We start from the raw sequence: 21,715 nt of genomic DNA, 5'->3' as shown, positions 1-21,715 counted from the left end.
CACGCCGAGCTGCTCCTGCACCGCCCGCGAGGTCAGCCCGATCTTGCGTCCGCGTGCGCGGCCGTCGCCGGATGCCCGCCGTTCGGGCCCGGTCCCGTCCCGGCGTGCCTCCCCGTGCCCTGGACGGCGCCGGTCCCGGGCGCGGCGCCGTTCGCGGGCCGCTGCCAGGTCGCCGAGACGTCCTCCGCGAGCCGCTCGGGATCGGGCCGCTCCTGCCCGACGAGCCGGCTCAGCAGCTCCCGCGCCGTCGGACGGGCCGCCGGGTCCTTGGTGAGGGCGGCGGACACGATCGCGCGCAGCCGCGGGTCGAGGCCGTCCAGCACCGGCTCCTCGGCCCCGATGCGGTGGAAGGTCTCCGCGACCGTCCTGCCCTGGAACGGCGGCCGCCCGGTCCCGGCGTAGGCGACGACGCAGCCCCACGAGAACACGTCCGACGCCTGCTCGACCGGCCCGCCCTTGAGCACCTCCGGCGCGATGTAGGACGGCGTGCCGACGAACTGGCCGGTGCGGGTCGGCCCGGCGGGCGCGTCGAGGGCGCGGGCGATGCCGAAGTCGATGACGCGGGGTCCGGTGGAGGACAGCAGGACGTTGGCGGGCTTGAGGTCGCGGTGCACGATTCCGGCGCCGTGGATGGCGGCCAGCGCCGTGGCGACGCCGACCGCCAGGCCCTCCAGGTCGGAGCCGGGCAGCGGCCCGCGCTCCTGGACGGCCTTCTCCAGGCTCGGCCCGTCGATGTACTCGGTGACGACGTACGGCGGGTCCTGGTCGAGCTCCGCGTCCAGGACCGGCGCCGTGCAGAACCGGTGGACGCGCCGCGCCGCCGTGACCTCGCGGCGGAACCGCGCGAGGAACGCGGGCTCCCCGGCCAGCTCCCGGTTCACCACCTTCACCGCGACCCGGCGGCCCGTGGGCTCGGCCGCGAGGTAGACGGTGCCCATGCCGCCGCGGCCCAGCCGGCCGAGCAGGCGGTAGGGCCCGAGGACGCGCGGTTCGTCGTGCTCAAGCGGGCCTGCGGCGTAGGTGGTCATGGGGACGGGGGCCCTTTCCGATGATCGTCTCGTCCCGTCCAGCCTAAGGGAGGAGGCCCGGCGGGGAAGGCGGTCAGGGAAGGAGGAGGAGCTTCCCGGTCGTGCGCCGCGCCTCCAGATCGGCGTGCGCGGTGCCCGCGTCGGCGAGGTCGTAGCGGTGGCCGACGTGGACGCGGAGATCGCCCGACGCGACCCAGCCGTACACGTCGGAGGCGCGGCCGAGCAGCTCCTCGCGCGTCGCGGTGTAGTGCGCCAGCGTCGGCCGGGTCAGGAACACCGAGCCCGCCTGGTTCAGCGCCTGCGGGTCGAACGGCGGGACCTTCCCGCTGGCCGCGCCGTACAGCGCGAGGGTCCCGCGCCGCCGCAGGCTCGCGAGGCTCCCGTCGAACGTGGACGCGCCGACCCCGTCGTACACGGCCGCGACGCCCTCCCCGCCGGTCAGCTCGCGGACGCGGTCGGCGAACCCGTCGTAGCCGAGCACGACGTCGGCGCCGGCGTCCCGGGCGAGCTTCTCCTTCTCCGGCGTGGACGTCGTCCCGATCACCCGGGCGCCGCGCGTCTTGGCGATCTGGGTGAGCAGCAGCCCCATCCCGCCCGCGGCGGCGTGCACCAGCACCGTGTCGCCGGGCTGCACCGCGTACGTGGACATCGTCAGGTAGTGCGCGGTCATGCCCTGGAGCAGCGCGGCGGCGGCGTCCTCGAACCCGACCCCGTCCGGCACGGGCACGAGGTCCGCGGCCGGGACGGCGGCGCGCTGCGCGTAGGCGCCCGGCACGGAGACCGAGGCGACGCGGTCGCCGACGGCGACGTCGCGCACCCCCTCGCCGAGCGCCGCGACCGTGCCGGCCGCCTCCAGACCCGGGACGAACGGCAGCGGACGGGCGTAGGCGCCCGTCCGGAAGTAGACGTCGATGTAGTTCACCCCGATCGCCGCGATGTCGACCAGCACCTCGCCGGGGCCGGGCTCAGGGTCCGGCCGCTCGGCCGGCTTCAGCACCTCCGGGCCGCCGTTCTCGGTGATGACGATCGCGCGCATGGCCGCTCCTCGGTCTCGGGGTCGCTCCGGAAGTCGGGAACCCGGTGCCCCGCGGAGCTATTCCGCGTCCGGCCGGATTCCCCGGAGGGTCCGCGCCCTCTTCCCGGGCGCCTCCTACCCGTTCCGGTTCCCGCCGGCGGTCACACCCAGTCGCGCATCGTCGCGCCGGCGAGAGCGACGGTCTCCTCGACGCGGGCGGCGACCGTGGCCGGGTCCCAGATGTCCTCGCGGGCGCAGTCCTCGAACGCGACGCGGGTCGCCGCCGTGTGGAACGCGACGATGATCCGCGGCCGCTGGTCGCGCTCGGCGTCGACGCCCTCGCGCCGGGCGATCTCCACGGCGAGCGCCCGCTCCATGGCGGCGTAGCGCGCCATCTGCGCCGCCTCCAGCGCCGGGGTGGACTCGACCACCTGCCGGACGCGGCGGAACCGGGCGCTCTCCTCCGGATCGCTCGCGCCGATCGTCCGCAGCACGACGCGCAGCGCCTCGAACAGGGCGGTGAACGGCCGCTCCCCGGCGGGACGGGCGGCGAGCGCCTCCTCCAGCGCGCTGTCGTACTCGGCCAGGAAGCCGGTGACGACGTCCTCCTTGGTGGCGAAGTAGCGGAAGAACGTCCGCTGCGACACCTCCACCGCCGACACGATCTCGTCGATCGTCGTGGCCTCGTACCCCTTGGCGAGGAACAGGTCCAGGGCGGCGTCGATGAGGGCCAGGCGCGTCCGCTGCTTCTTGCGCTCCCGGAGCCCGGCCAGGGCGCGCCCGCTGCCCTTGAGCGTGCTCGCGCAGGACGCGCCCGCGCACGGCGGGTCCTGGCCCGCCGGGGGAACGGTGCCGTCTTCCGTGGAGCCCTGCGGGTCGCCGGAGGGGGCGGCGGTCATCATCGGCTCCTTGGCATTCCCGGGGGGACGGCGTCGGACGCCCGTCTCACAAGGCTTGTATCACGGATGCACCCTCCGCATGCGCGGTCGCCCCCACCGGCCGGAAACGGGTACCGCACGCGAATCGTCGTCTCGACTCTCCGTGTTCGCACTGCGCGGGCCCCCGGTTCGGGCCATCCTGGAGTCCGGGTCACCGGATGTCGCCGTACGATCGCCCCCGGTCATCGCGCGGCCGGCTCCGGTGCGGGTGCTGAGGCGGCTGATCACGGTGTCTGTAGTCGGTGGGCGAGAGATCGCCGAGGTGCGTCGGCACCATCTCGCGACGCTCGCGTGCGAGGTCGAGGCGCGCGGCCTCGGCTGGCGGTTCGTCGGACCGGGGGAGGCGCTGCTGGGCGTCCGCGGCCCCCGGACGCGCCACGAGATCATGGTCGTCGCGACGCCCGACGGCGCCGGCTGGTCCTACCTGTGGCCGGGCGGCGGGATCGCCGACGTGACCGGCGTCGTCCAGGTCGCCGACCAGCTCGTCCGCCTACTCACCTGACTTCCGGGAGTCCTGGGTCCTCCCGGAAGGCATGCCTCCCTTGGTCAGGCCAGTGAAGCCGACCGGTCTCCCGCCGAGGGCAGCGCGACGAGTTCGCGGTAGTCGCTGACCGCGGAGTGCTTCCGCTGTGCCGCGGGGATGGGCTCCAGCACGCGGTTGGCCAGGTCGGTGACCATCGTGCTCCGGTGCTCCGGGGGCAGCACCTCGTAGGTGGTGTGCGCCTGCCGGATTCCTTCGGTGACGTCTCCGGCCCGCGTCCGCGCGTACGCCTGCATCAGCTTGACCTGTGTCGGAGTGCGGAGGTGCGTCGCCGGATAGTAGGGCAGGGCTCGCTCGGCGGCCCGGTCCGTCTTGTCGATATCGCCGGCGTGGGCGTGAATCCACGCCTCGGTGTAGTGCACCCTGTTCGGGGTCATCGCGAAAACAGAACTGACGTCATCCGTCGCCGTCGATGGCAGCCCGTCGTAGATGCGCGCGGTGCGGGCGAGTTCGGTCGCCGCCGCATCGTGGATGCCTAGCGACGCCAGGGTCTGTGCCCGGCTTGCGCTGATATGTAGCAGTCCAGCGCAGTTCAGCCCGTCCGCGAGGTGCATCGCGTCGGTGGCCTGCCGCAACAGCAGATGCGGAGAGCGTCGCTCGTAGAGGCCGTGGATGAGGCGCTCGCCTCGAACCCAGAGCCGGGCGTCGAGGTAGCCGGAGCTGTCGCTGGCCGCCTGGGCGGTCTGCCACCAGTGGCGGGCCTCCCTGGTGTGCCCGAGGCCGCTCAGCGCCTTCGCCATGAGACCGGAGAGAGTGCTCCCGATCCGGCACCACTCCTTGTAGTGCAGGGTGTCCCGGTCGAGCTCCCTGGTGATCAGGCGCAGCGCGACCAGGTCGGCCGCCAGCTCCCTGACGTTCTGCTCCGGCGGTGACGCCATGTACGAGTGCCCGTACTCGGCGGTCACCTCGTCCCAGTGGTCGAGTCGCTGGCGTTCCCCGTCCTCGAAGGTGCGGCCGACGCTCGCGCAGATGGAGTCGAGCGCCTTGGTGGCAGGGATTACGGCGATCCCCAGCGCGGTGAGGTGCTGCAAGAGTTCGCGACGTTCCATGTCCTCCTCCTCCTCTTCCGAGAGAGGATCGAGCGTCACCAGGCGACGCCCGGTCTGAAAATCGAATGGCCCGAAGAGTTCGAGCTGGTCCATGCCGAAGGCGATGGCGTACGCCGCGTGCCAGTCCCTCGGAAAGTGGACGCCCGCCTCCCAGCCGCTTATCTGCCGGACCTGCGAGTGCACGAGGCCGTTGGTGACGCCGATGGCGGCGAACAGGCGGCGCGCCATCTCGCGCTTGGACCAGCCGCGCGCCTCCCGTTCGGCCTGGAGGCGGACCGCCCAGGACGGCCGCTCGTCGGCGGTGTCGGCCAGGAGCGCGTCCAGCTCGTCGCTTGAGAGGTTGAGGGCCTCGGCGAGCCTGGGGCGGACGTGGGGCTGCGGCTCGGTGTCGCCGAGCTCCCAGCGGCCGACGGTCGAGCGCTCCACGCCGAGGTGCGCGGCGAGCCTGTCCTGGGTGAAACCGGCTGCCCGGCGTACGCGGGCGAAGCGGCGGCGGGCGGTGCAGGGCTTGACGGGCGTGGCGGTCACGAGGCGTCTCCCGGGATGGGGGCGGCGGGTCTATGTGCTCGTCATGGTCTCGTTCTTACCCCGGCCACACCGCCGGATGCCGCATGGATGCCGCAGAGGTGCCGCAGGACGACGGGGTTCTGCTGACCCTGAGGTGATGAGGAGGTTGCCGAACCGCTGTACATCCCTGCTCCCGCGCTCGTGCCCGCGCCCGCCCTCGCGGTTGGCGGGCCGTCCGCTGGGCCCCTCGGCAGGGCGTTGCGGTCGGCTTCCGGGTGGCGGGCACCGCCTTGCTTCGTGGTCGCGCGCTTCTCTAGACTCGGGTGCGAACGTATGTTCGATGCCCGCATGTCTTCCCCCGTGCGGTGGACGCGAGGGGGAGGCAGATGACGCGCGTGTTCGGCGACCCGGTGGACGTCTGGTTGAGCGACGGGCGTCCGGTCCGGTTCGTCTGGCGTGGCCGGCTCTACACCGTACGGCGGGTGCTGGAGCACTGGGTCACGACCCGCGACTGGTGGCGGGAGCAGCAGCCCGACGGCGAGGCCACCGGCGAGCGGGAGTTCTGGCGGGTCGAGGCGACCCCCGAGCAGGAGATCGGGGTGTACGAGCTGCGCTACGACGCGGCGTCCGACACCTGGCTGCTCTCCCGCGTGTGGGACTGAGGCCGCCGTGCACCTGCACGTCGCCTCCGCCTACTCGCTCCGGTACGGCGTGGCGCCGCCCGGCGCCCTCGCCGCCCGCGCCGCGGAGCTCGGCATGGAGACGCTGGCCCTGACCGACCGCGACGGCCTGTACGGCGCGGTCCGGCACGTCCTCGCCTGCCGGGACGCGGGCCTCGGCGCCATCGTCGGCACCGACCTCGCGATGAGGGCCGCGGACCCTCCCGGCGGAGGCGGCGTCTCCAGCGAAGGAGATCCCTCAGGCGGGGGCGCCCTTCCCAGCGGCGGCGGTCTTTTCAGTGGCGGCGGTGTTCCCGGCGGTGGCGGTCTTCTCGGTGGCGGCGATCTTGTCGGCGGGGGCGGTCTTCTTGGCGGTGGCGGTCATTCCGGCGCGGGCGGCCATCTTGCTTGGGGCGGTCATTTCGGCGGTGGCGGCGTTTCCGGCGGCGGCGATCCTTCCGGCCGGGGCGGCTTTCCCGGCGGGGGTGATCCGTTCGGCTGGGGCGGTGTTTCCCGTGCCTCGGGCTCCGGTGGCTCCCGTTCCGGGCGCCGCGACGGGCGTGAGCGGGTCGTGGTGCTGGCCGTGGGGCGGTCCGGCTGGCGGTCGCTGTGCCGCCTCGTCACGGCGGCGCACGAGGCGGGCGGCCGGGGACGTCCCGTGGGCACGCGGGCGATGGTCGGCGCGCACGCGGAGGGGCTCGTCGTGCTGCTCGGCCCCGCGTCCGACGTGGGACGGGCCGTCGCGGCGCGGCGGCCGGACGTGGCGGCCCGGCGGCTCGCGGCCTGGCGGGAGACGGCGGACACCGTCGTCGAGATCGTCGACCACCGCGGCCCCGGCGACGGGCACCGGGCCGCGCGGATGCTCGCGCTGGCCCGCGAGGCCGGGTGTCCCGCGGTGCTGACGAACGCCGTCCGCTACCTGGAGCCGGCCGATCACCCGGTCGCGCAGGTGCTGGACGTGACGCGGCGGCTCGTCCCGCTCGACCGGCGGCACCTGGACGACACGACCGGCCAGGCGTACCTCAAGTCGGTGCCGGAGATGCGCCGGATCGCCGAGCTGAGCTGCGGCCCCGACCGGGACGCCGCGGCGGCGCTGCTCGCGGCCACCCGCCTGCTGTCCGAGCGGTGCGTCCTGGACCCCGGCCGCGACCTCGGCATGGACGCGGTCCACCTGCCCGCCGCCGGCGGCGACCCGCAGGCGCGCCTCGCCGCCCGCTGCGCCGAGGGCCTCGCCCGGCGCGGCCTCGACCGCTCGCGGCGGGCGGCGGACCGGCTCGCCCGCGAGCTCGGCGTCATCGCGCGCAAGGGCTTCGCCTCCTACTTCCTCACGGTCGCCGACGCCGCCGCGCTGATCCGCGCGCGGGGCATCCGGTGCGCGATCCGCGGCTCGGGCGCGGGCAGCCTGGTCAACCACCTGCTCGGCATCGGCGACCTCGACCCGCTCCGGCACGACCTGCTGATGGAGCGGTTCCTCGCCGACAGCCGGGAGGGCCTGCCCGACATCGACCTGGACGTCGAGTCCGCGCGCCGGCTGGAGGCCTACCGGGCGCTGTTCGAGCGGTTCGGCGAAGCCGGGACGGCGTGCGTGTCGATGATGGAGACCTACCGGGCGCGCAGCGCGATCCGCGACGTCGGCAACGCCGTCGGGCTGCCGCCGCAGGAGATCGACGCGGTCGCCAAGGCGTTCCCGCGCATCCGGGCGAGCCGGATCCGCGCCGCGCTGGACGAGCTGCCCGAACTGCGGCAGAGCAACCTCGCCAAAGGTCGGCTGGAGGTGCTGTTCCGGATCGCCGAACGGCTGGACGGGCTGCCCCGCCACATCGCGATGCACCCGTGCGGCGTCCTGCTGTCGAACCCGACGCTGCGCGACCGGACACCGGTGGAGCCCAGCGCGCTCGGGTTCCCGATGAGCCAGTTCGACAAGGTGGACGTCGAGGCGATGGGCCTGCTGAAGCTGGACGTCATCGGCGTGCGGATGCAGTCGGCGATGGCGCACGCGGTGGCGGAGGTCGCCCGCGTGACGGGCGAGCGGATCGACCTGGAGGCCGTCCCGCGCGACGATCCGGCGACGTTCGCGCTGATCCGCACGTCCCGGACGCTCGGCTGCTTCCAGATCGAGTCGCCCGGCCAGCGCGACCTGCTCGGCAGGCTGCAACCGCGCGGCATGGACGACCTGGTCGTCGACATCTCCCTGTTCCGGCCGGGACCCGTCTCGTCCGACATGGTGGCGCCGTTCCTGGCGGCGCGGGCCGGGACGCGCGAGCCCGACTACCCGCACCCCGATCTCGTCCCGGCGCTGCGGGAGAGCCTCGGCGTCGTGGTCTTCCACGAGCAGGTGCTGCGCGTCCTCGACGTCATGACCGGGTGCGGGCTGTCCCAGGCGGAGGCGGCACGGCGCGGCCTCGGCGACGAGCGCGGGCAGGCCGTCGTCGGCGCGTGGTTCCGGGGGCGGGCCCTCGCGCGCGGCTACGACGGCCCGACGGTCGAGCGCGTCTGGCGGACGTTCGGCGCGTTCGGCGCGTTCGGCTTCTGCAAGGCCCACGCCGCGTCGTTCGCCCTGCCCACGTACCAGTCGGCGTGGCTGAAACGGCACCACACCGCCGCCTTCTACGCGGGCGTCCTCACCCACGACCCCGGCATGTACCCCAAACGCGTCATCCTCGACGACGCCCGGCACTTCGGCGTCCCGATCCTCCCGCTGGACGTCAACCACTCGGACGCCGCCTGGCACGTGGAACCAGTCTCAGAAGGAGGCACGGTCAACAGCGCGGCGGCGGGTGGCTCGGCGGGCGGCGACACGGCCGACGGCGCGGTTGGCGGCGCGGTTGCGGCGGGCGGGGTGACCGGGCGTCCTGGAGCGCTGGGCATTCGGGTCGCGTTGAACGAGGTCAGGGGGATCAGCGAGGCGGAGGTCGGCCGGATCGTCGCCGGGCGCCCGTACGGTTCGCTGGCCGACTTCTGGCGGCGCGCCCGCGTGTCCCGTCCGGTCGCCGAGCGGCTGGCCCTGGTCGGGGCGTTCGACTCGCTGCACCGTCCGCCGGTGCCGCGCCGCGACCTGCTCTGCCGGGTCGGCGCGCTGGACCGCGCAACGTCCCGTCCCGGACGCGGCGCCGTCGAGGGTCAGCTCCCGCTCGGCCACGACGGTGAGAACGGTCCCACCGACCTGGCGAGCGGATTCGTCGAGACAATCCCGGCGGGGGAGCTGCCGCCGATGACGCCCGCCGAGATCGTCGAGGCGGAGCTCGACATCCTCGGCATGGACGTGAGCCGCCACGTGCTCGCCTTCTACGACGAGCTGCTCGCCGACCTCGGCGTCGTCCGCGCCGCCGACCTGCCGGGCCGTCCCGGCGGGAGCGAGGTCCTGGTAGCCGGGGTGAAGGTCGCCACCCAGACGCCCGCGGTCCGGTCGGGGCGGCGCGTCATCTTCGCCACGCTGGACGACGCGACCGGCCCGGTCGACCTGGCGTTCTTCGAGTCGGTGCAGGACCGCTGCGCCGCGACCCTCTTCGGGTGCTGGCTGCTCCTCGTCCGCGGCCGGGTGCGGCACTCCGGGGCGAGCGCCGTCTCGGTCACCGCGTCCGCGTGCTGGGACCTCCTGGCCGTGGACGAGGAGCGGCGCCGCGGCGGGCCCGCCGTCAGACGGCCCCCGGACGCGCGCCTCTGGCACGCGAGCGAAGGCAGCTCCGGCCCGCCGCCGAACTGAGCGCGGGGCGCCTTGGCGTCAGTCGTCGCGGGCGATCTGGAGGCGGGTGATGTGGAAGACGGTGGCCATGCAGAGGGCCGCGGCGAGCGCCTGGCAGGCCGCCGCGGCCACGCCGACGTGCACGTCGAACCGCGCCTCGGCGAGCGTCTCGACGCTGCCGTGCGCGAACGCGCGGGCGAGCAGCACGCCCGCCAGCACGCAGGACCACCAGGCGGCCACGACCAGGCCCGCGGCCTGCCGCTCGGCCGTCCGGTACCGGCCACTGTTGACCCAGACCTCGTACACCATGCGCGGTGGCAGCCACAGGTTCACCACCGGGCAGAGCCAGCCGAGCACCACCCACGCCCGGTGGTGGCGGTGCGGGCCGGGCGACTGCCCGTACGCCCGCCACAGCCAGCCGAGGTACAGCAGGCCGGTCACGCCCGCCATGATCCCGCAGATGAGGAAGACGTCCGTGTACGGCGCCAGCGCCCGGCCGGTGACGTCCGGATCGTAGGTGTCGTGGGTCGCGCCGCGCAGCGGATGGGCCATCCGGAGCAGGCTGATCCCGGAGCCGAGCGCGATGAACGCGTTGAAGCCGAGCAGCATGAACACGGCCACGCCGACGGCGCGGAAGTCGCGGCGCCGCGCCCAGGCGCCGCACGCCGGGCACCGGGCGACCTCGGTCGGGATGATGTCGCCGCACAGCGCACACGGCATGATCCACCTCCGAGGTTTTGCGCTTCGTTGCTTCGGATACTACGTACGTTTGACTTGCGCCGCTCGCTGCGGGTTCACCTCGCCGCGACAGGAGTCCGCGCATCCGGGCGCGTTCCAACGCCCCGCCGCCGCCGGGACGGCCCGAGCCAGAACGCGCCGCCGGGCACCGGGGCGCGGGCACCGGCCGGGCGGCTCAGAGGATCAGGTGGCAGCCGGTGAGGGTCGCCGCGGCGGTGAGGACGGCCCACGCGGCGAGGCGCCCGAGGCCGCCGGTGACGAGGAGCCGCTCCGGGCGCAGCCGCGTGACGAGCGCCAGCGCCCACCATTCGGCGGTCAGCGCGATCACGGCGTAGAGCGAGCCGAAGCCGATGAGCGAGCAGAGCAGGACGACGCCCGCCGGCGTCGCCGCGTGCGCGAACAGGGACGGCCCCCGCGCGGGCCCGCGCACGCCGCGGCGCAGCCCGGCCAGGACCACGCCCCAGCCCATGGCGCACAGCGTCCACACGACCAGGACCGCCACGGGCATGCCGTTCGCCGACTCCGGTACCAGTCCGTCCCCCCGCGTGTGCTGTGGTGTCCTCGTCGTCCCCGTGCGGCGGCGGCCCACGGTGTCGCGCGGGCGTCCGCGCGGCGCCGCGGTGCCGCCGGTGGTGGCCGCCGCCCGCCCGTCAGGCCATCAGGCCCGTCTCCCAGGCCCAGGCCGCCGTCTCGACCCGGTTCCGCGCGCCCAGCTTGCGCTGGACGCTGCCGAGGTGCGTCTTCACCGTGGACAGCGACACGAACAGCTCCCCGGCGATCTCCTCGTTCGTCCGGCCGCGCGCGACGAGCCGCACGACCTCCAGTTCGCGGGCGGTCAGCTCCTCGCGCGGCACCGCGGCCGCCGCCGGGTCCGCGTGCGCGGGCGCGAGATGCCGCAGCAGCCGGACCGTGACGGACGGCGAGACCAGCGACTCGCCGTTCGCGGCGGCGCGCACGGCCTCGACGAGCAGGGCGGGGCCGCTGTCCTTCAGCAGGAAGCCGACCGCGCCGCCGCGCAGCGCGCCGTACACGTACTCGTCCAGGTCGAACGTCGTGACGATCACCACGCGGAGCGGGTCGGCGACGTCCGGGCCCGCGAGCAGCCGGGTGGCCTCCAGGCCGTCCATCGTCGGCATGCGGATGTCGAACAGGCACACGTCGGGACGGAGCCGGCGGGCGAGCGCGACGGCCTCGGCGCCGTCGGCGGCCTCCCCGACCACCTCCATGCCGGGCTGCGAGTCGATGATCATCCGGAAGCCGGTCCGGACCATCTGCTGGTCGTCGGCGATCAGTGTGCGGATGGTCACGGACCCGATTCTGTCAGCTCTCCCGCGCGCCCCGGACGGGCAGTGCGGCGACGACCTCCCAGCCGCCTCCGGGGCGCGGGCCCGCGTACAGCCGCCCGCCGAGCGCGCCGACCCGCTCCGACAGCCCGGTCAGCCCGTACCCGCCGGACGGCAGCCGCCGCCCGCGTCCCCGCCCGTCGTCGCGCACCGCCACCTCGATCCACGCGTCGCCCGCACGCGCCACCGCGACCTGGACGGACTTGGCGTCGGCGGCGTGCTTGCGGATGTTCGTCAGCGCCTCCTGCACGACGCGGTGCACGGACGCGGCGACCTCGGGCGGCAGCGGTTCGAGGCCGGGAGCCAGCGCGAGCGCGGCGGGCGGATGGGTGAACCCCTCGACGAGCTCGCGGACCTGCTCAAGATCGCCGACCGGACGGGTCGCCGGGCCGCCGCCGTCCCGGGCCGCCGCGACGCCGCCGCGTCTCGTGGCCCCCGGGTCACGCGCGTCGCCGTCGCGGGCGTCGCGGTTCCGGGCGTCGCCGTCGCGGGCGTTCACGTTCTGGGCGTCCCGGAGCAGGCCGACCATGCGGCGCATGGACGTCAGCGCCTCGGTGCCGGCCGTCTCGATCCCGGCGAACATCGTGTCGAGCTGCTCGGGCGACTGGCCCGCCCCGGACCGGGCCGCGAACCGCGCGGCCTGGGCCTGCACCACGATCCCGGTCACGTGGTGGGCGACGAAGTCGTGCAGGTCGCGGGCCAGTTCCAGCCGCTCGTCCCGGCGCGCCGCCGCGAGCGACCGGGCCCGCCGGGCGTCCACCGCGCGCAGGTAGAGCCCGATGCCGAGCGCGACCGCCACGAGGATGCCGAGCGGCGCGGTGAAAAGGACCGCCACCACCACCGACCAGCGCAGCGGGACGATCAGTACCGCCGTGCCGAGCAGCACGGCGATCGCGACGAGCCGGTCCCGCTCGATCCGCCAGACCGTCCGCGTCAGCAGCACCAGCAGGCCGCCGAGCTCGGCGAGGGCGCTCTGCCCGGCGAAGTCCGACTGGATCGCCGTGGCGAGGAACAGCGTGCTGAGCGCGGACAGCACCGCGACGCCCGCCGCCCACGCCACCAGCCGCCGCCGGGTGGAGACCGCCCCGGCGCTGGCCGCGGCGGCGAGGCAGGCCGTCCAGAGGCTCGCCGGGTCCCTGGACCCGGCGAGCAGGCAGCCGAGCAGGTACAGGGCCGCGAAACCGCCGTACCCGGCGCGCGCCAGGCAGCCGCCCGCCGAGTGGATGCGGTCGAGCTGCGATCCCCGTTCCTTCATGGTCCAGCAGGCTACGGTCCCGGGCCCGGCGGCCGGATCGGCCTTTCGGCTGGTCCGTGGCCCATGGCGCGCTCCGGCTCGACGCGTGGCCCGGGCCGGTCGGCGACCCGAATAAATGTTCGAGATTGTCAGTGGCGGTGCGTAGGTTGAGCACGTGGTTCCGGGGGCGGCCGGGAACACATGTCGAACCGAGTGGCTTGTTCAGACGTACCTAGGGGTATGTGACAACCGGTGGCCATCCGCACCTTCGCGGCCCACCGGGCTTAAGGAAGGGGTGTTGGCAGTGAGCGAAGCGACCGGCACATTCCATCTCTCCCACCCGTGGCTGGACGGCCCCGCCGAGCGGACCGTCGTGCAGCCGTGGCTCACCGAGCTCTCCCACGCGGCGCTGAACGCCTATGCCGAGACCGAACCGGCCCTGGCCGTCGTTGAGGCGCTGCCTGTCCAGACCCCGATCCCCGTGTCCGCCGGCGTCTCCGACGTCCTCGTGGCGCCCAAGCGCCGCATCGCACTGGCCGCCTGACCAGAACCGCCCGCGCGACCGGCACCACCGCCGCGACCGGCTCCGGCCGGCGCGACCGGCTCCGGCCGGCGCGACCGGCTCCGGCCGGCGCCGCGACGGCGTGCGCCGACACCCGACCGACCACCGCAGACGACGAACGACCAGCGAGGCCGAGGCGAACCCGCCTCGGCCTCGTCGCATGCGGACACCCATCGCGTCTCGAAATATGAGATCGAGTTCTCAAAGTATGAGAAGTCGTCGTAGGGTCGGGACATCGACGGAGAGGTGATCCCGATGACCGGAAACGCGACGTACACCCACGGCCACCACGAGAGCGTCCTGAGCTCGCACCAGTGGCGGACGGTCGAGAACTCCGCCCCCCACCTGCTCGGCCACCTGCGGCCGGGGCAGTCCGTCCTGGACGTGGGCTGCGGACCGGGGACGATCACCGCCGGGCTGGCGCGCCGCGTCGCGCCCGGAACCGTCACGGCCGTGGACGCGGCTGAGGTGGTGCTGGCCGAGGCGCGCAAGAGCACCGAGGCGGAGGGGATCGGCAACGTCGAGTTCGCCGTGGCCGACGTCCACGCGCTGGACTACGCCGACGGCACGTTCGACGTCGTCCACGCGCACCAGGTGCTGCAACACGTGGCCGACCCCGTCCAGGCGCTGCGCGAGATGCGCCGGGTCGCGCGGCCCGGCGGGATCGTCGCCGCGCGGGAGGCCGACTTCGGCGGCATGGTCTGGCACCCGAACCCGCCGGGCATGGATTCCTGGCTGCCCGTCTACTACAACGTGGCGCGCGGTAACGGTGGCGAGCCCGACGCGGGCCGCCGGCTGGTCGCGTGGGCGCGCGAGGCGGGCTTCACCGACGTCACCGCGTCCGCGTCCACGTGGTGCTACTCGACGCCCGAGGAGCGCGAGTGGTGGAGCGAGTCGTGGGGCGGCCGGATGCTGCGCTCGTCCGTCGCCGACGCGGCCGTGGCCGGCGGGCACGCCACGCGCGCCGAGCTGCGGCGGATCTACGAAGGCTGGAAGGCGTGGGCCGCCGCGGACGACGGCTGGTACGCCGTCCTCCACGGCGAGATCATCTGCCGCGCCTGAGCGCCCCGGCGCCAAACCGGCCGCCGTTCCGAGCGTGCCCGGGCACGGCGGCCGATCGCGGCGGACGTCCTAGAAGGGGCCGGTGAGTTCGCCGAGCATGTCGGTCAGGCTCAGGTTGTGCGAGTAGTCGACCGGGACGGTGACGACCGAGACGCCGTCGTCCGCGAGGGCCTTGCGCAGGGTGGGGAGCAGCTCGTCCGCCGCGTCGACCCGGTAGCCGCGGGCGCCGAAGCTCTCGGCGTAGCGGACGAAGTCGGGATTGCCGAACTTGATGTTCGAGCTGGTGCCGAGATCGAGGTCCATCTTCCACTCGATCAGCCCGTACGCCGCGTCCTCCCAGATGAGGACGGTGATCGGGATGTTCTCCCGGACGGCGGTCTCCAGCTCCTGCGAGTTCATCAGGAACGCGCCGTCGCCGGTCGCGGCGAGGACCTTGCGGTCCGGGTGGGCGAGCTTGGCGGCGATCGCGCCGGGCACGGCGAACCCCATCGACGACAGGCCGTTGGAGACGAGCAGCGTGTTCGGCTCGTAGGTCGGGTACATGCGCGCCATCCACATCTTCACCGCGCCGGTGTCGGCGAGGACGATGTCGTCCCGGCCCATCGCGGCGCGGGTGTCGGCGACGATGCGGCGGGGCGACAGCGGGTGGCCGTCGTCGGTGGCGCCCTGCGCGAGCTCCTCCCGCATCAGCTCGCGGATCCGCTGGCCGGTGCCGTTCAGGTCGAACCGCCGGTGGACGGACTCCGCGAGCAGGCGCAGCGACCGGGAGATGTCGCCCTGGATGCCGACCTCGACGGGATAGTGGTCGTCCACCTCGGCGGGGAACCGGTGGATATGGATGATCTTCTTGTCGCCGGCCGGGTTGATCTTGACGGGGTCGAACTCCTGGAGCTCGTAGCCGACCGCGATCAGCACGTCCGCCTCGTCGAACCCGAAGTTCACGTAGTCGTGGCGCATGAACCCGACCGCACCGAGCGCGTTGGGGTGGTCGTCGGGGAAGACGCCTTTGCCGTTGAACGTCGTGGCGACGGGCAGGCCGATCCGCTCGGCGAACCGGACCAGCGCCTCGCTCGCGCGGTCGCGGGTCGCGCCGTGCCCGGCGAGCACGATCGGCTGCCGGGACAGCGCGATCACGTCCGCGGCCCGCGCGATCTGCGACGGCGACGGCTCCTGCGGCCGGACGACGTTGACCGGCAGCGGCGCGAGCCCCTCCGGGACCTTCGCCTTCTCGACGTCCTCGGGGATCGCGAGGTACACCGCGCCCGGACGCTCGGTCTGCGCGGTCTTGAACGCCTTGCGGACGAGCTCGGGCAGCGCCTCGGCGGCGGGCGCCAGCTCCGACCACTTGGTGATCGGCCGGAACAGCGACACCAGGTCGATGATCTGGTGCGACTCCTTGTAGATGCGGTCCAGCCCGACCTGCGCGGAGATGGCGACGACCGGGGTGCTGTTGGTGGTGGCGTCGGCGACGCCGAGCTGGAGGTTGATCGCGCCCGGCCCGAGCGTCGCCGACGCGACGCCGGCCCGGCCGGTCAGCCGCCCGTACATCTCGGCCATGAACGCCGCGCCCTGCTCGTGCCGGACGAGGATGTAGCGGATCGACGAGCGGTTCAGCGCGTCGACGAAGTGGATGTTCTCCTCGCCGGGGATGCCGAAGACGTACTCGACGCCCTCCGCCTCCAGGATCCTCACCAGCAGTTGCGCGGCGTCTTCCGGTGTGGACATCGTGTGCCCATCTCCCGTCCTGCTCGATCTTCCGGGGCCCTTGGTGCAGCGCCCTCGCCGTACCGTCCATTCCATCGCGCCGCGTGCGATGGAACACGGTCGGGGTCCCCTCGGACGATGGTGGGGGGCGATGGCGGGGGGCGATGGCGGGGGGCGATGGCGGGGGGCGGTGGCGGGGGGCCCACCCCGAAATGGGGAGGAGCGGTCCGGTAGGCCCGGCCCGCCCCTCCCCATGCCCCGGTTACTCGGGGTGGTTCGATCACGACGCTAGCGACGCTCCGTGATGGTGAGAACTTTCCTTAACGTCAGATTCTTGGACGAATAGGTACATTGCAGCTTGCTCAGGCGTCCGCGAGGTCCTTGATGGCGCGCAGCGTGGGCTCGTCCCGCACGCCCGCGATGAGCACCGTCGTCACCGGGCTGTCGCGCCACAGCTGGAGCCGCTCCTTGATCCGCCCGATCGGGCCGAGCAGCGAGATCGAGTCGGCCAGCTCGTCCGGCACCGCCTTGATCGCCTCGGCCCGCCGCCCGTCCAGGAACAGCGACTGGACCCGCTCGGCCTGCTCCGCGTAGCCGAGCCGCCCGATCAGGTCGAGATGGAAGTTCCGGTCGCGGGCGCCCATCCCGCCGATGTAGAAGGCGAGCGGGATCTTGGCGAACTCCAGCGCGGCGGGCAGGTCGTCCGTGACGATCGTCGTGACGGTCGCGGCGATCTCGAACCCGTCCGGGCGGCCGGCCAGCGACTCCCCGAACACCGGCTCCACCTGGGCCGGGTCGACGAACAGCGGCAGCCACCCCTGGCAGGTCTCGGCGGCGAGCGCGACGTTCTTCGGCCCCTCGGCGCCGAGGTAGACCGGGATCTCCGGCCGGACCGGATGGACGATCGACTTCAGCGGCTTGCCCAGCCCCGCGCCGCCCGGGAACGGCAGCGGGTAGTGCGGGCCCTCGCTGGTCACCGGCTCCTCCCGGCGCCACACCTGCCGGACGATGTCGAGGTACTCGCGCGTACGGGCGAGCGGCTTCGGGAACGGCTGCCCGTACCAGCCCTCCACCACCTGCGGTCCGGACGCGCCGAGCCCGAGGATCACCCGGCCGCCGGACAGCGCGTCCAGCGTGAGCGCGTGCATCGCGGTCGCCGCCGGCGTCCGCGCCGACATCTGCGCGACGGCGGTGCCGAGCCTGATCCGGGACGTCCGGGCGGCGTACCAGGTCAGCGTGGTGAAGGCGTCCGAGCCGTACGCCTCGGCGGTGAACACCGCGTCGTAGCCGCACCGCTCGGCGGCGAGCACGGTCTCGGTCTGGTCGTCGGGCTCGCGCTGCCAGTAGCCGACGTTGATGCCGAGCTTGAGATCCGCGGTCACGATGCATCCTCCGGAGGTGTCGACGCACCGCGATACTAGAACACGTTCTAGTTACCCGGGAAGGCCACGCCAAGGAAGCGCGTCCGGGGCGAGCGCATGGGCGCTAGGGAGGCGTGCTGCGAGGGGGCCCGGGGCGGGCGCGGCGGGGGCGGGCGTCCTGGATAGGTGGCCCGGGCGGGCGCGGCGGGGGAGAGCGTCCTGATTAGGCGGCCGGGGTGGGCGCGGTGGGCCGCGGCGGGATGGCCGCGGCCCTGACCTCCGTTTCCTCGTGCTGGGTGCCGGGGGCGTCCCCCGGTCTCGTCATGCGGCGCTGCGGGCGGTGTCGCCCGGCCGGCGCTCCGCCGCGGTGCGGCTCAGGCGTCCCTGATCGACGTCAGGAAGGTCCGCCAGGCGGCCGGCGTCAGCACCAGGGCGGGGCCGCCGGGGTCCTTCGAGTCGCGGACGGCGTGCAGGTCGCCGGAGAGGGATGCCACCTCGACGCACTGGTCGCCGCTCCCGCTGTGGGACGACTTGCGCCAGACGGCTCCGGTGAGTTCGCGCTGCGGGTGGGTCACGGGCTGCTCCTTGCTGCCTCGGCGATGAGGTGCGCGGAATCCTCGGGGGACAGGGCCGCCTCCTCGATGCGACTGAAGCGGTCCCTATGTTTTGCTATTGCCTCGGCGCTCTCAAGGTAAACGTCGCCCATCGTGCCCTCTACGTAGGCGATATCGGGGTCGGCGGGGTCCGGATACGACAATATGGTGAAACGTCCGTCAAGGCCCGCATGCGCCTCTGCTGCATACGGAAGTATCTGAATCGTCACCGATGGGCGGTTCGCCGCGGAGAGCAGCGCGGACAGCTGCGACCGCATCACCGCCGGGCCGCCGATGTGCCGGTGCAGCACCGCCTCGTCGAAGATGACGTGCAGCATCGGCGCGTTCGTCCGGTCCAGCAGCGCCTGGCGGATCTTCCGGGCGGCGATCCGGCGCTCGATGTCCTCCTGCCCCGGGAGGAGGCGGCCCGCGGTGATCACCGTGCGGGAGTACTGCTCGGTCTGCAGCAGGCCGTGGATGAGCTGCGGGTCCCACGTGCGGATGTGGGACGCCTCGTCCTCCAGCGCGACGTAGCTGCCCGCGAACACGTCCTGGTAGGCGGTCCACCAGCCGCGCTGCCCGGCCTGCCGGGCCAGCGTGATCAGGGCGTCGCGGGCCGGGCTCGTCACCCCGTACAGGTCGAGGATGTCGGCGATGTCGCCGGGCCGCGGCCGTGTCTGGCTCGTCTCCAGCCGGGAGACGGTGGCCCGCGACCAGTTGAGCCGGTCCGCCACCTCCTGGAGCGTCAGGCCCTGGTCCTCGCGGAGCTTGCGGAGCTCCCGTGCCAGGCGGCGGCCGCGAACGGTGGGGCGGTAGGTCATGGGAGTGGAGTCTCCCCACTCCGGCCCCGCGCCACAACGTGAATGACGAGACCGGCAGCGTGGGCGACCAATTCCGCGAACCCTGTTGCGCCGGTGAGATTCTCACGAGACGCTTGAATATGTGACCACTCGGAGACCGTCGGTAACGGTCCGCCGGGCCGCGAGCCGTTCATCAGACGCTGGAGGGACCGGTGAACCCTTCGCCTGACCTGTCCGACGAGGCCCTCCGCACGGGGTCCTCGCACCGGCCGAGACGCGCGCGGACGGGCCGCCCCCCGCACGACCAGCCGCCGGCCGCGCCCAGCGAACCGCCCGCCGGGCAGCCGGTCGCGTCATCCGCCGGGTCCGCCACCGGACCTATGGTCGCCAAGTCCGCTGTCTCATCCGCCGCAGTGTCCGCCGGGGCCGCCGTCAGGTCTTCGGTCGCCAGGCCTGCCGGTTCGTCCGCTGGGGCGGCGCCGGAGTCGGTCGTTGAGGCCGGGGCGGACGCCTCCGTCGACACCTGTGCGGAGAGTTCCGCCGAGATCATCGCTGATGCGATGGCCCGGGGCGGGGCGCGGGCGGCCGGTGGGAGGCCCGGGTGGGTCTGGGCTCTACCGGGCGGTCCCGGATGCGCCGGGCACGCCCGCCGCGTCATCGCCGACGCGCTCGCCTCGCTGGACGTCCCGCGGGACGTGGTCGGCGACGCGAAGCTCATGGTGAGCGAGCTCGCCACGAACGCGCACCAGCACGCGGGCGACCACGGCCCGCACGAGCTCTGGCTGTACTTCGGCGAGGGCGGCGCGGGCGAGGTGCGGTGCGCCGTCTTCGACGCGCTCGCGGACGCGGCGCTGCCCGGCTACTCGTGGACGTCGGGCGACTGCGGCCGCGGGCTCAGCATCGTCCGCGAGCTGTCGGAGGGGCGCTGGGGCATGGTGCGCGCGCTGTCGCGGCTCGGTCCGCCCGTCCGCGGGAAGGCGGTCTGGTTCGCGGTTCCCGTGCACGGTCCGGTGGCGCTGCCCACGTCCGGCCCCTGACCGGCCGGGGGCGGGACGGTCGTCAGTCGCGTTCCAGGGCGGGGGCGATGTCGGTCACCATCGACAGCAGCGACCGCGTGAGCAGGGTGCGCACCTGGTCGCGGTCGAGGCTCTTGTCCTGGAGCCACTGCCGGGTCGCCGCCTCGGCGAGGCCCGAGTAGACGCGCAGGACGGCGCGCAACGTCTCCGTCGGCTCCGGTACCCGCATGACGGCGAGCATGTGCTCGACGGTCTGGTCGCGGAACCGGTGGACGATCCGCAGCAGCTCCGGGTCGCGGCCGAAGCCCTCGGCGTCCAGCGCCGCGAACCAGGTGACGGCGTTGGCCTCGGCGGTGTCGAGGAAGAGGTCGACGCACAGCTCCACCGTCTCGGGGAGCGTCAGGTGCTCGTCGGGCGGCGGCGCCTGCACCGCGGCGGTCGCGGTGAGATGCTGCACGACCTTGAGGAACAGCTCGCGCTTGGTGCCGAAGTAGTAGTGGATCAGCCCGCGCTGGACGCCGGTCTCCCGGGCGATCGCGGCCGTGGACACCTCCGCGTACGGGAGCTCGGTGAACATCCGCCGCGCGACCTTGAGGATCTGGCCGCGCCGCTCGTCGGGGGAGAGGCGCTGGTAGCCCGGCTTGGCGCGGGACGCGCGCCGGGCCGGGCCCGGACGGGCGGACTCGGAACGGCCTGACTGCTCGCTCTGCTCGGATCGCGACGATGCCACCCCGACAGCCTATGCGGGCGGCCGCGCGGAGCAGTCATTGGCGCTATGTCAGCAATGTCGGGGTCCGGGCGCGGCTTGGGCCGTCCTGGGCGGTGTGCCATCCTGTGCAGGCGACGGAAGCGGAGGAACCCGGTGCGAATCCGGGGCTGTCCCGCAACTGTGACCAGGGGAGTTCCCCCTCGCTCGCGCCACGGCACGGGCCCCGCCGGGGGCCGGCCGGAAGGCCGAGGGGGAGCGGTGATCCGGGAGCCAGGAGACTCCGGCCGTCGGACCGCTACCGCCACGGGCGTGGACACCCGAGGAAGGACGATGAGGCATGCCCCCTCTGATGGGCCGATGACCCCTCCCGCATCCGCGGGCCCTCCCGCGTCGGCGGGCTCCGCCGGGGGGCCGGGCCGGGCGACGGCCGCGCGCTACCCCTTCTCCGCCGTCGTCGGGATGGCCGACCTCAAGCTCGCGCTCCTGATCAACGCCGTGTCGCCCGGCGTCGGCGGGGTGCTGGTGCGCGGTGAGAAGGGCACCGCGAAGTCGACGATCGTGCGCGCGCTGGCCGGGCTGCTGCCCCCGCTGGAGGTCGTCCCCGGCTGCCGCTTCTCGTGCGCCCCGGACGCGCCCGACCCCGGCTGCCCCGACGGCCCCCATCCGGCGGGCGCGGCGGAGGAGCGGGCGGCGCGGCTGGTCGAGCTGCCCGTCGGCGCGTCCGAGGACCGGCTGACCGGCTCGCTGGACATCGAGCGCGCGCTCACCGAGGGCGTGAAGGCGTTCGAGCCGGGGCTGCTCGCCGCCGCGCACCGCGGCGTCCTGTACGTGGACGAGGTCAACCTGCTCCACGACCACCTGGTCGACCTGCTGCTGGACGCGGCGGCCATGGGCGAGTCCTACGTCGAGCGCGAGGGCGTCTCCGTCCGGCACGCGGCCCGGTTCCTGCTGGTCGGGACGATGAACCCGGAGGAGGGCGAGCTGCGGCCGCAGCTGCTGGACCGGTTCGGGCTGACCGTCGAGGTCGCCGCGACCCGCGATCCGGACGAGCGCGCCGAGGTCGTCCGGCGGCGGCTGCGCTTCGAGGACGACCCGGCCGGCTTCGCGGCGGGCTGGGCCGGCGGCGAGGCGGAGCTGGCCGCGCGGATCGCCGCCGCGCGGGAGCGGCTGCCCG

General features: G+C 74.0%; 20 protein-coding genes and 1 riboswitch. Of the genes, 7 read left to right on the top strand and 13 right to left on the bottom strand.

Annotated elements, in window-relative coordinates; genetic code table 11:
• Positions 1 to 32: 32 nt before the first annotated feature.
• From E1300_RS34005 to E1300_RS33995, 3 genes are all read right to left on the bottom strand, one after another.
• Positions 33 to 1,028 (bottom strand): serine/threonine-protein kinase, encoded by a 996-nt coding sequence (locus E1300_RS34005; protein WP_131761215.1) that lies wholly within the window; start codon positions 1,026 to 1,028, stop codon positions 33 to 35.
• Between the two features lie 73 nt (positions 1,029 to 1,101).
• Positions 1,102 to 2,064: a quinone oxidoreductase family protein gene (locus tag E1300_RS34000; protein WP_131761214.1), complete on the bottom strand. Its 963-nt coding sequence runs from the start codon at positions 2,062 to 2,064 to the stop codon at positions 1,102 to 1,104.
• Positions 2,065 to 2,204: 140 nt separating this feature from the next.
• Positions 2,205 to 2,942: a TetR family transcriptional regulator gene (locus tag E1300_RS33995; protein WP_131761213.1), complete on the bottom strand. Its 738-nt coding sequence runs from the start codon at positions 2,940 to 2,942 to the stop codon at positions 2,205 to 2,207.
• A gap of 268 nt (positions 2,943 to 3,210) precedes the next feature.
• On the opposite strand from E1300_RS33995, the gene E1300_RS33990 reads away from it, so the two are divergent.
• Entirely contained in the window at positions 3,211 to 3,483 is a 273-nt protein-coding gene (locus tag E1300_RS33990; protein WP_242619558.1) for a hypothetical protein, read from the top strand.
• Between the two features lie 44 nt (positions 3,484 to 3,527).
• Here the strand turns inward: E1300_RS33990 and E1300_RS33985 are convergent, their stop codons facing one another.
• Positions 3,528 to 5,099, bottom strand: coding sequence for a helix-turn-helix domain-containing protein (locus tag E1300_RS33985; protein WP_131761211.1), 1,572 nt, complete (start codon positions 5,097 to 5,099; stop codon positions 3,528 to 3,530).
• Between the two features lie 365 nt (positions 5,100 to 5,464).
• On the opposite strand from E1300_RS33985, the gene E1300_RS33980 reads away from it, so the two are divergent.
• Positions 5,465 to 5,740, top strand: coding sequence for a DUF6504 family protein (locus tag E1300_RS33980; RefSeq protein ID WP_131761210.1), 276 nt, complete (start codon positions 5,465 to 5,467; stop codon positions 5,738 to 5,740).
• Positions 5,741 to 5,747: 7 nt separating this feature from the next.
• Positions 5,748 to 9,440: a DNA polymerase III subunit alpha gene (locus tag E1300_RS33975; protein ID WP_131761209.1), complete on the top strand. Its 3,693-nt coding sequence runs from the start codon at positions 5,748 to 5,750 to the stop codon at positions 9,438 to 9,440.
• Between the two features lie 18 nt (positions 9,441 to 9,458).
• Here E1300_RS33975 and E1300_RS33970 read toward each other — a convergent pair whose 3' ends face one another.
• The 4 genes from E1300_RS33970 to E1300_RS53580 form a co-directional block, all read right to left on the bottom strand.
• Entirely contained in the window at positions 9,459 to 10,139 is a 681-nt protein-coding gene (locus E1300_RS33970; protein WP_131761208.1) for a DUF4328 domain-containing protein, read from the bottom strand.
• Between the two features lie 193 nt (positions 10,140 to 10,332).
• Positions 10,333 to 10,665 carry a hypothetical protein gene (locus E1300_RS33965; RefSeq protein ID WP_242619557.1) on the bottom strand — a complete coding sequence of 111 codons (333 nt, stop codon included), beginning with the start codon at positions 10,663 to 10,665 and terminating at the stop codon, positions 10,333 to 10,335.
• A gap of 142 nt (positions 10,666 to 10,807) precedes the next feature.
• Positions 10,808 to 11,464 (bottom strand): response regulator, encoded by a 657-nt coding sequence (locus E1300_RS33960; protein ID WP_131761207.1) that lies wholly within the window; start codon positions 11,462 to 11,464, stop codon positions 10,808 to 10,810.
• A 13-nt stretch (positions 11,465 to 11,477) separates the two neighbouring features.
• Complete coding sequence (locus E1300_RS53580; RefSeq protein WP_131761206.1) at positions 11,478 to 12,755, bottom strand: sensor histidine kinase; 1,278 nt, start codon at positions 12,753 to 12,755, stop codon at positions 11,478 to 11,480.
• A 283-nt stretch (positions 12,756 to 13,038) separates the two neighbouring features.
• Here E1300_RS53580 and E1300_RS33950 point away from each other — a divergent pair, with 283 nt between their 5' ends.
• On the top strand, positions 13,039 to 13,278 hold the full coding sequence (locus tag E1300_RS33950) for a hypothetical protein (protein ID WP_131761205.1): 240 nt from the start codon (positions 13,039 to 13,041) through the stop codon (positions 13,276 to 13,278).
• A 273-nt stretch (positions 13,279 to 13,551) separates the two neighbouring features.
• Positions 13,552 to 14,358 (top strand): methyltransferase domain-containing protein, encoded by an 807-nt coding sequence (locus tag E1300_RS33945; protein WP_131761204.1) that lies wholly within the window; start codon positions 13,552 to 13,554, stop codon positions 14,356 to 14,358.
• A 69-nt stretch (positions 14,359 to 14,427) separates the two neighbouring features.
• Here E1300_RS33945 and E1300_RS33940 read toward each other — a convergent pair whose 3' ends face one another.
• The 4 genes from E1300_RS33940 to E1300_RS33925 all read right to left on the bottom strand — a co-directional run bounded on the left by E1300_RS33940 (position 14,428) and on the right by E1300_RS33925 (position 18,837).
• On the bottom strand, positions 14,428 to 16,083 hold the full coding sequence (locus tag E1300_RS33940) for an acetolactate synthase large subunit (protein WP_131761203.1): 1,656 nt from the start codon (positions 16,081 to 16,083) through the stop codon (positions 14,428 to 14,430).
• 341 nt (positions 16,084 to 16,424) lie between these two features.
• Positions 16,425 to 17,444 carry an LLM class F420-dependent oxidoreductase gene (locus tag E1300_RS33935; protein WP_131761202.1) on the bottom strand — a complete coding sequence of 340 codons (1,020 nt, stop codon included), beginning with the start codon at positions 17,442 to 17,444 and terminating at the stop codon, positions 16,425 to 16,427.
• A 353-nt stretch (positions 17,445 to 17,797) separates the two neighbouring features.
• Positions 17,798 to 17,998 (bottom strand): DUF397 domain-containing protein, encoded by a 201-nt coding sequence (locus E1300_RS33930; RefSeq protein ID WP_131761201.1) that lies wholly within the window; start codon positions 17,996 to 17,998, stop codon positions 17,798 to 17,800.
• Complete coding sequence (locus E1300_RS33925) at positions 17,995 to 18,837, bottom strand: helix-turn-helix domain-containing protein (RefSeq protein WP_131761200.1); 843 nt, start codon at positions 18,835 to 18,837, stop codon at positions 17,995 to 17,997. Before E1300_RS33925 ends, E1300_RS33930 begins: the two co-directional genes overlap by 4 nt.
• A 539-nt stretch (positions 18,838 to 19,376) precedes the next feature.
• Between E1300_RS33925 and E1300_RS33920 the strand changes: the two genes are divergently transcribed.
• On the top strand, positions 19,377 to 19,853 hold the full coding sequence (locus E1300_RS33920) for an ATP-binding protein (protein WP_131761199.1): 477 nt from the start codon (positions 19,377 to 19,379) through the stop codon (positions 19,851 to 19,853).
• A 22-nt stretch (positions 19,854 to 19,875) separates the two neighbouring features.
• On the opposite strand, the gene E1300_RS33915 is transcribed toward E1300_RS33920, so the two are convergent.
• Complete coding sequence (locus E1300_RS33915) at positions 19,876 to 20,562, bottom strand: TetR/AcrR family transcriptional regulator (RefSeq protein WP_131761198.1); 687 nt, start codon at positions 20,560 to 20,562, stop codon at positions 19,876 to 19,878.
• A gap of 123 nt (positions 20,563 to 20,685) precedes the next feature.
• A riboswitch (cobalamin riboswitch) is annotated at positions 20,686 to 20,821 on the top strand.
• Between the two features lie 179 nt (positions 20,822 to 21,000).
• On the opposite strand from E1300_RS33915, the gene E1300_RS33910 reads away from it, so the two are divergent.
• On the top strand, positions 21,001 to 21,715 hold a 715-nt coding region (locus E1300_RS33910), incomplete at its 3' end, for a magnesium chelatase ATPase subunit I (protein ID WP_165503116.1).

Origin of the sequence: Actinomadura fibrosa (assembly GCF_900659615.1) — a bacterium.
Classification (GTDB): Bacteria; Actinomycetota; Actinomycetes; order Streptosporangiales; family Streptosporangiaceae; genus Spirillospora; species Spirillospora fibrosa.
This window is presented reverse-complemented; position numbering and strand designations above follow the sequence as displayed.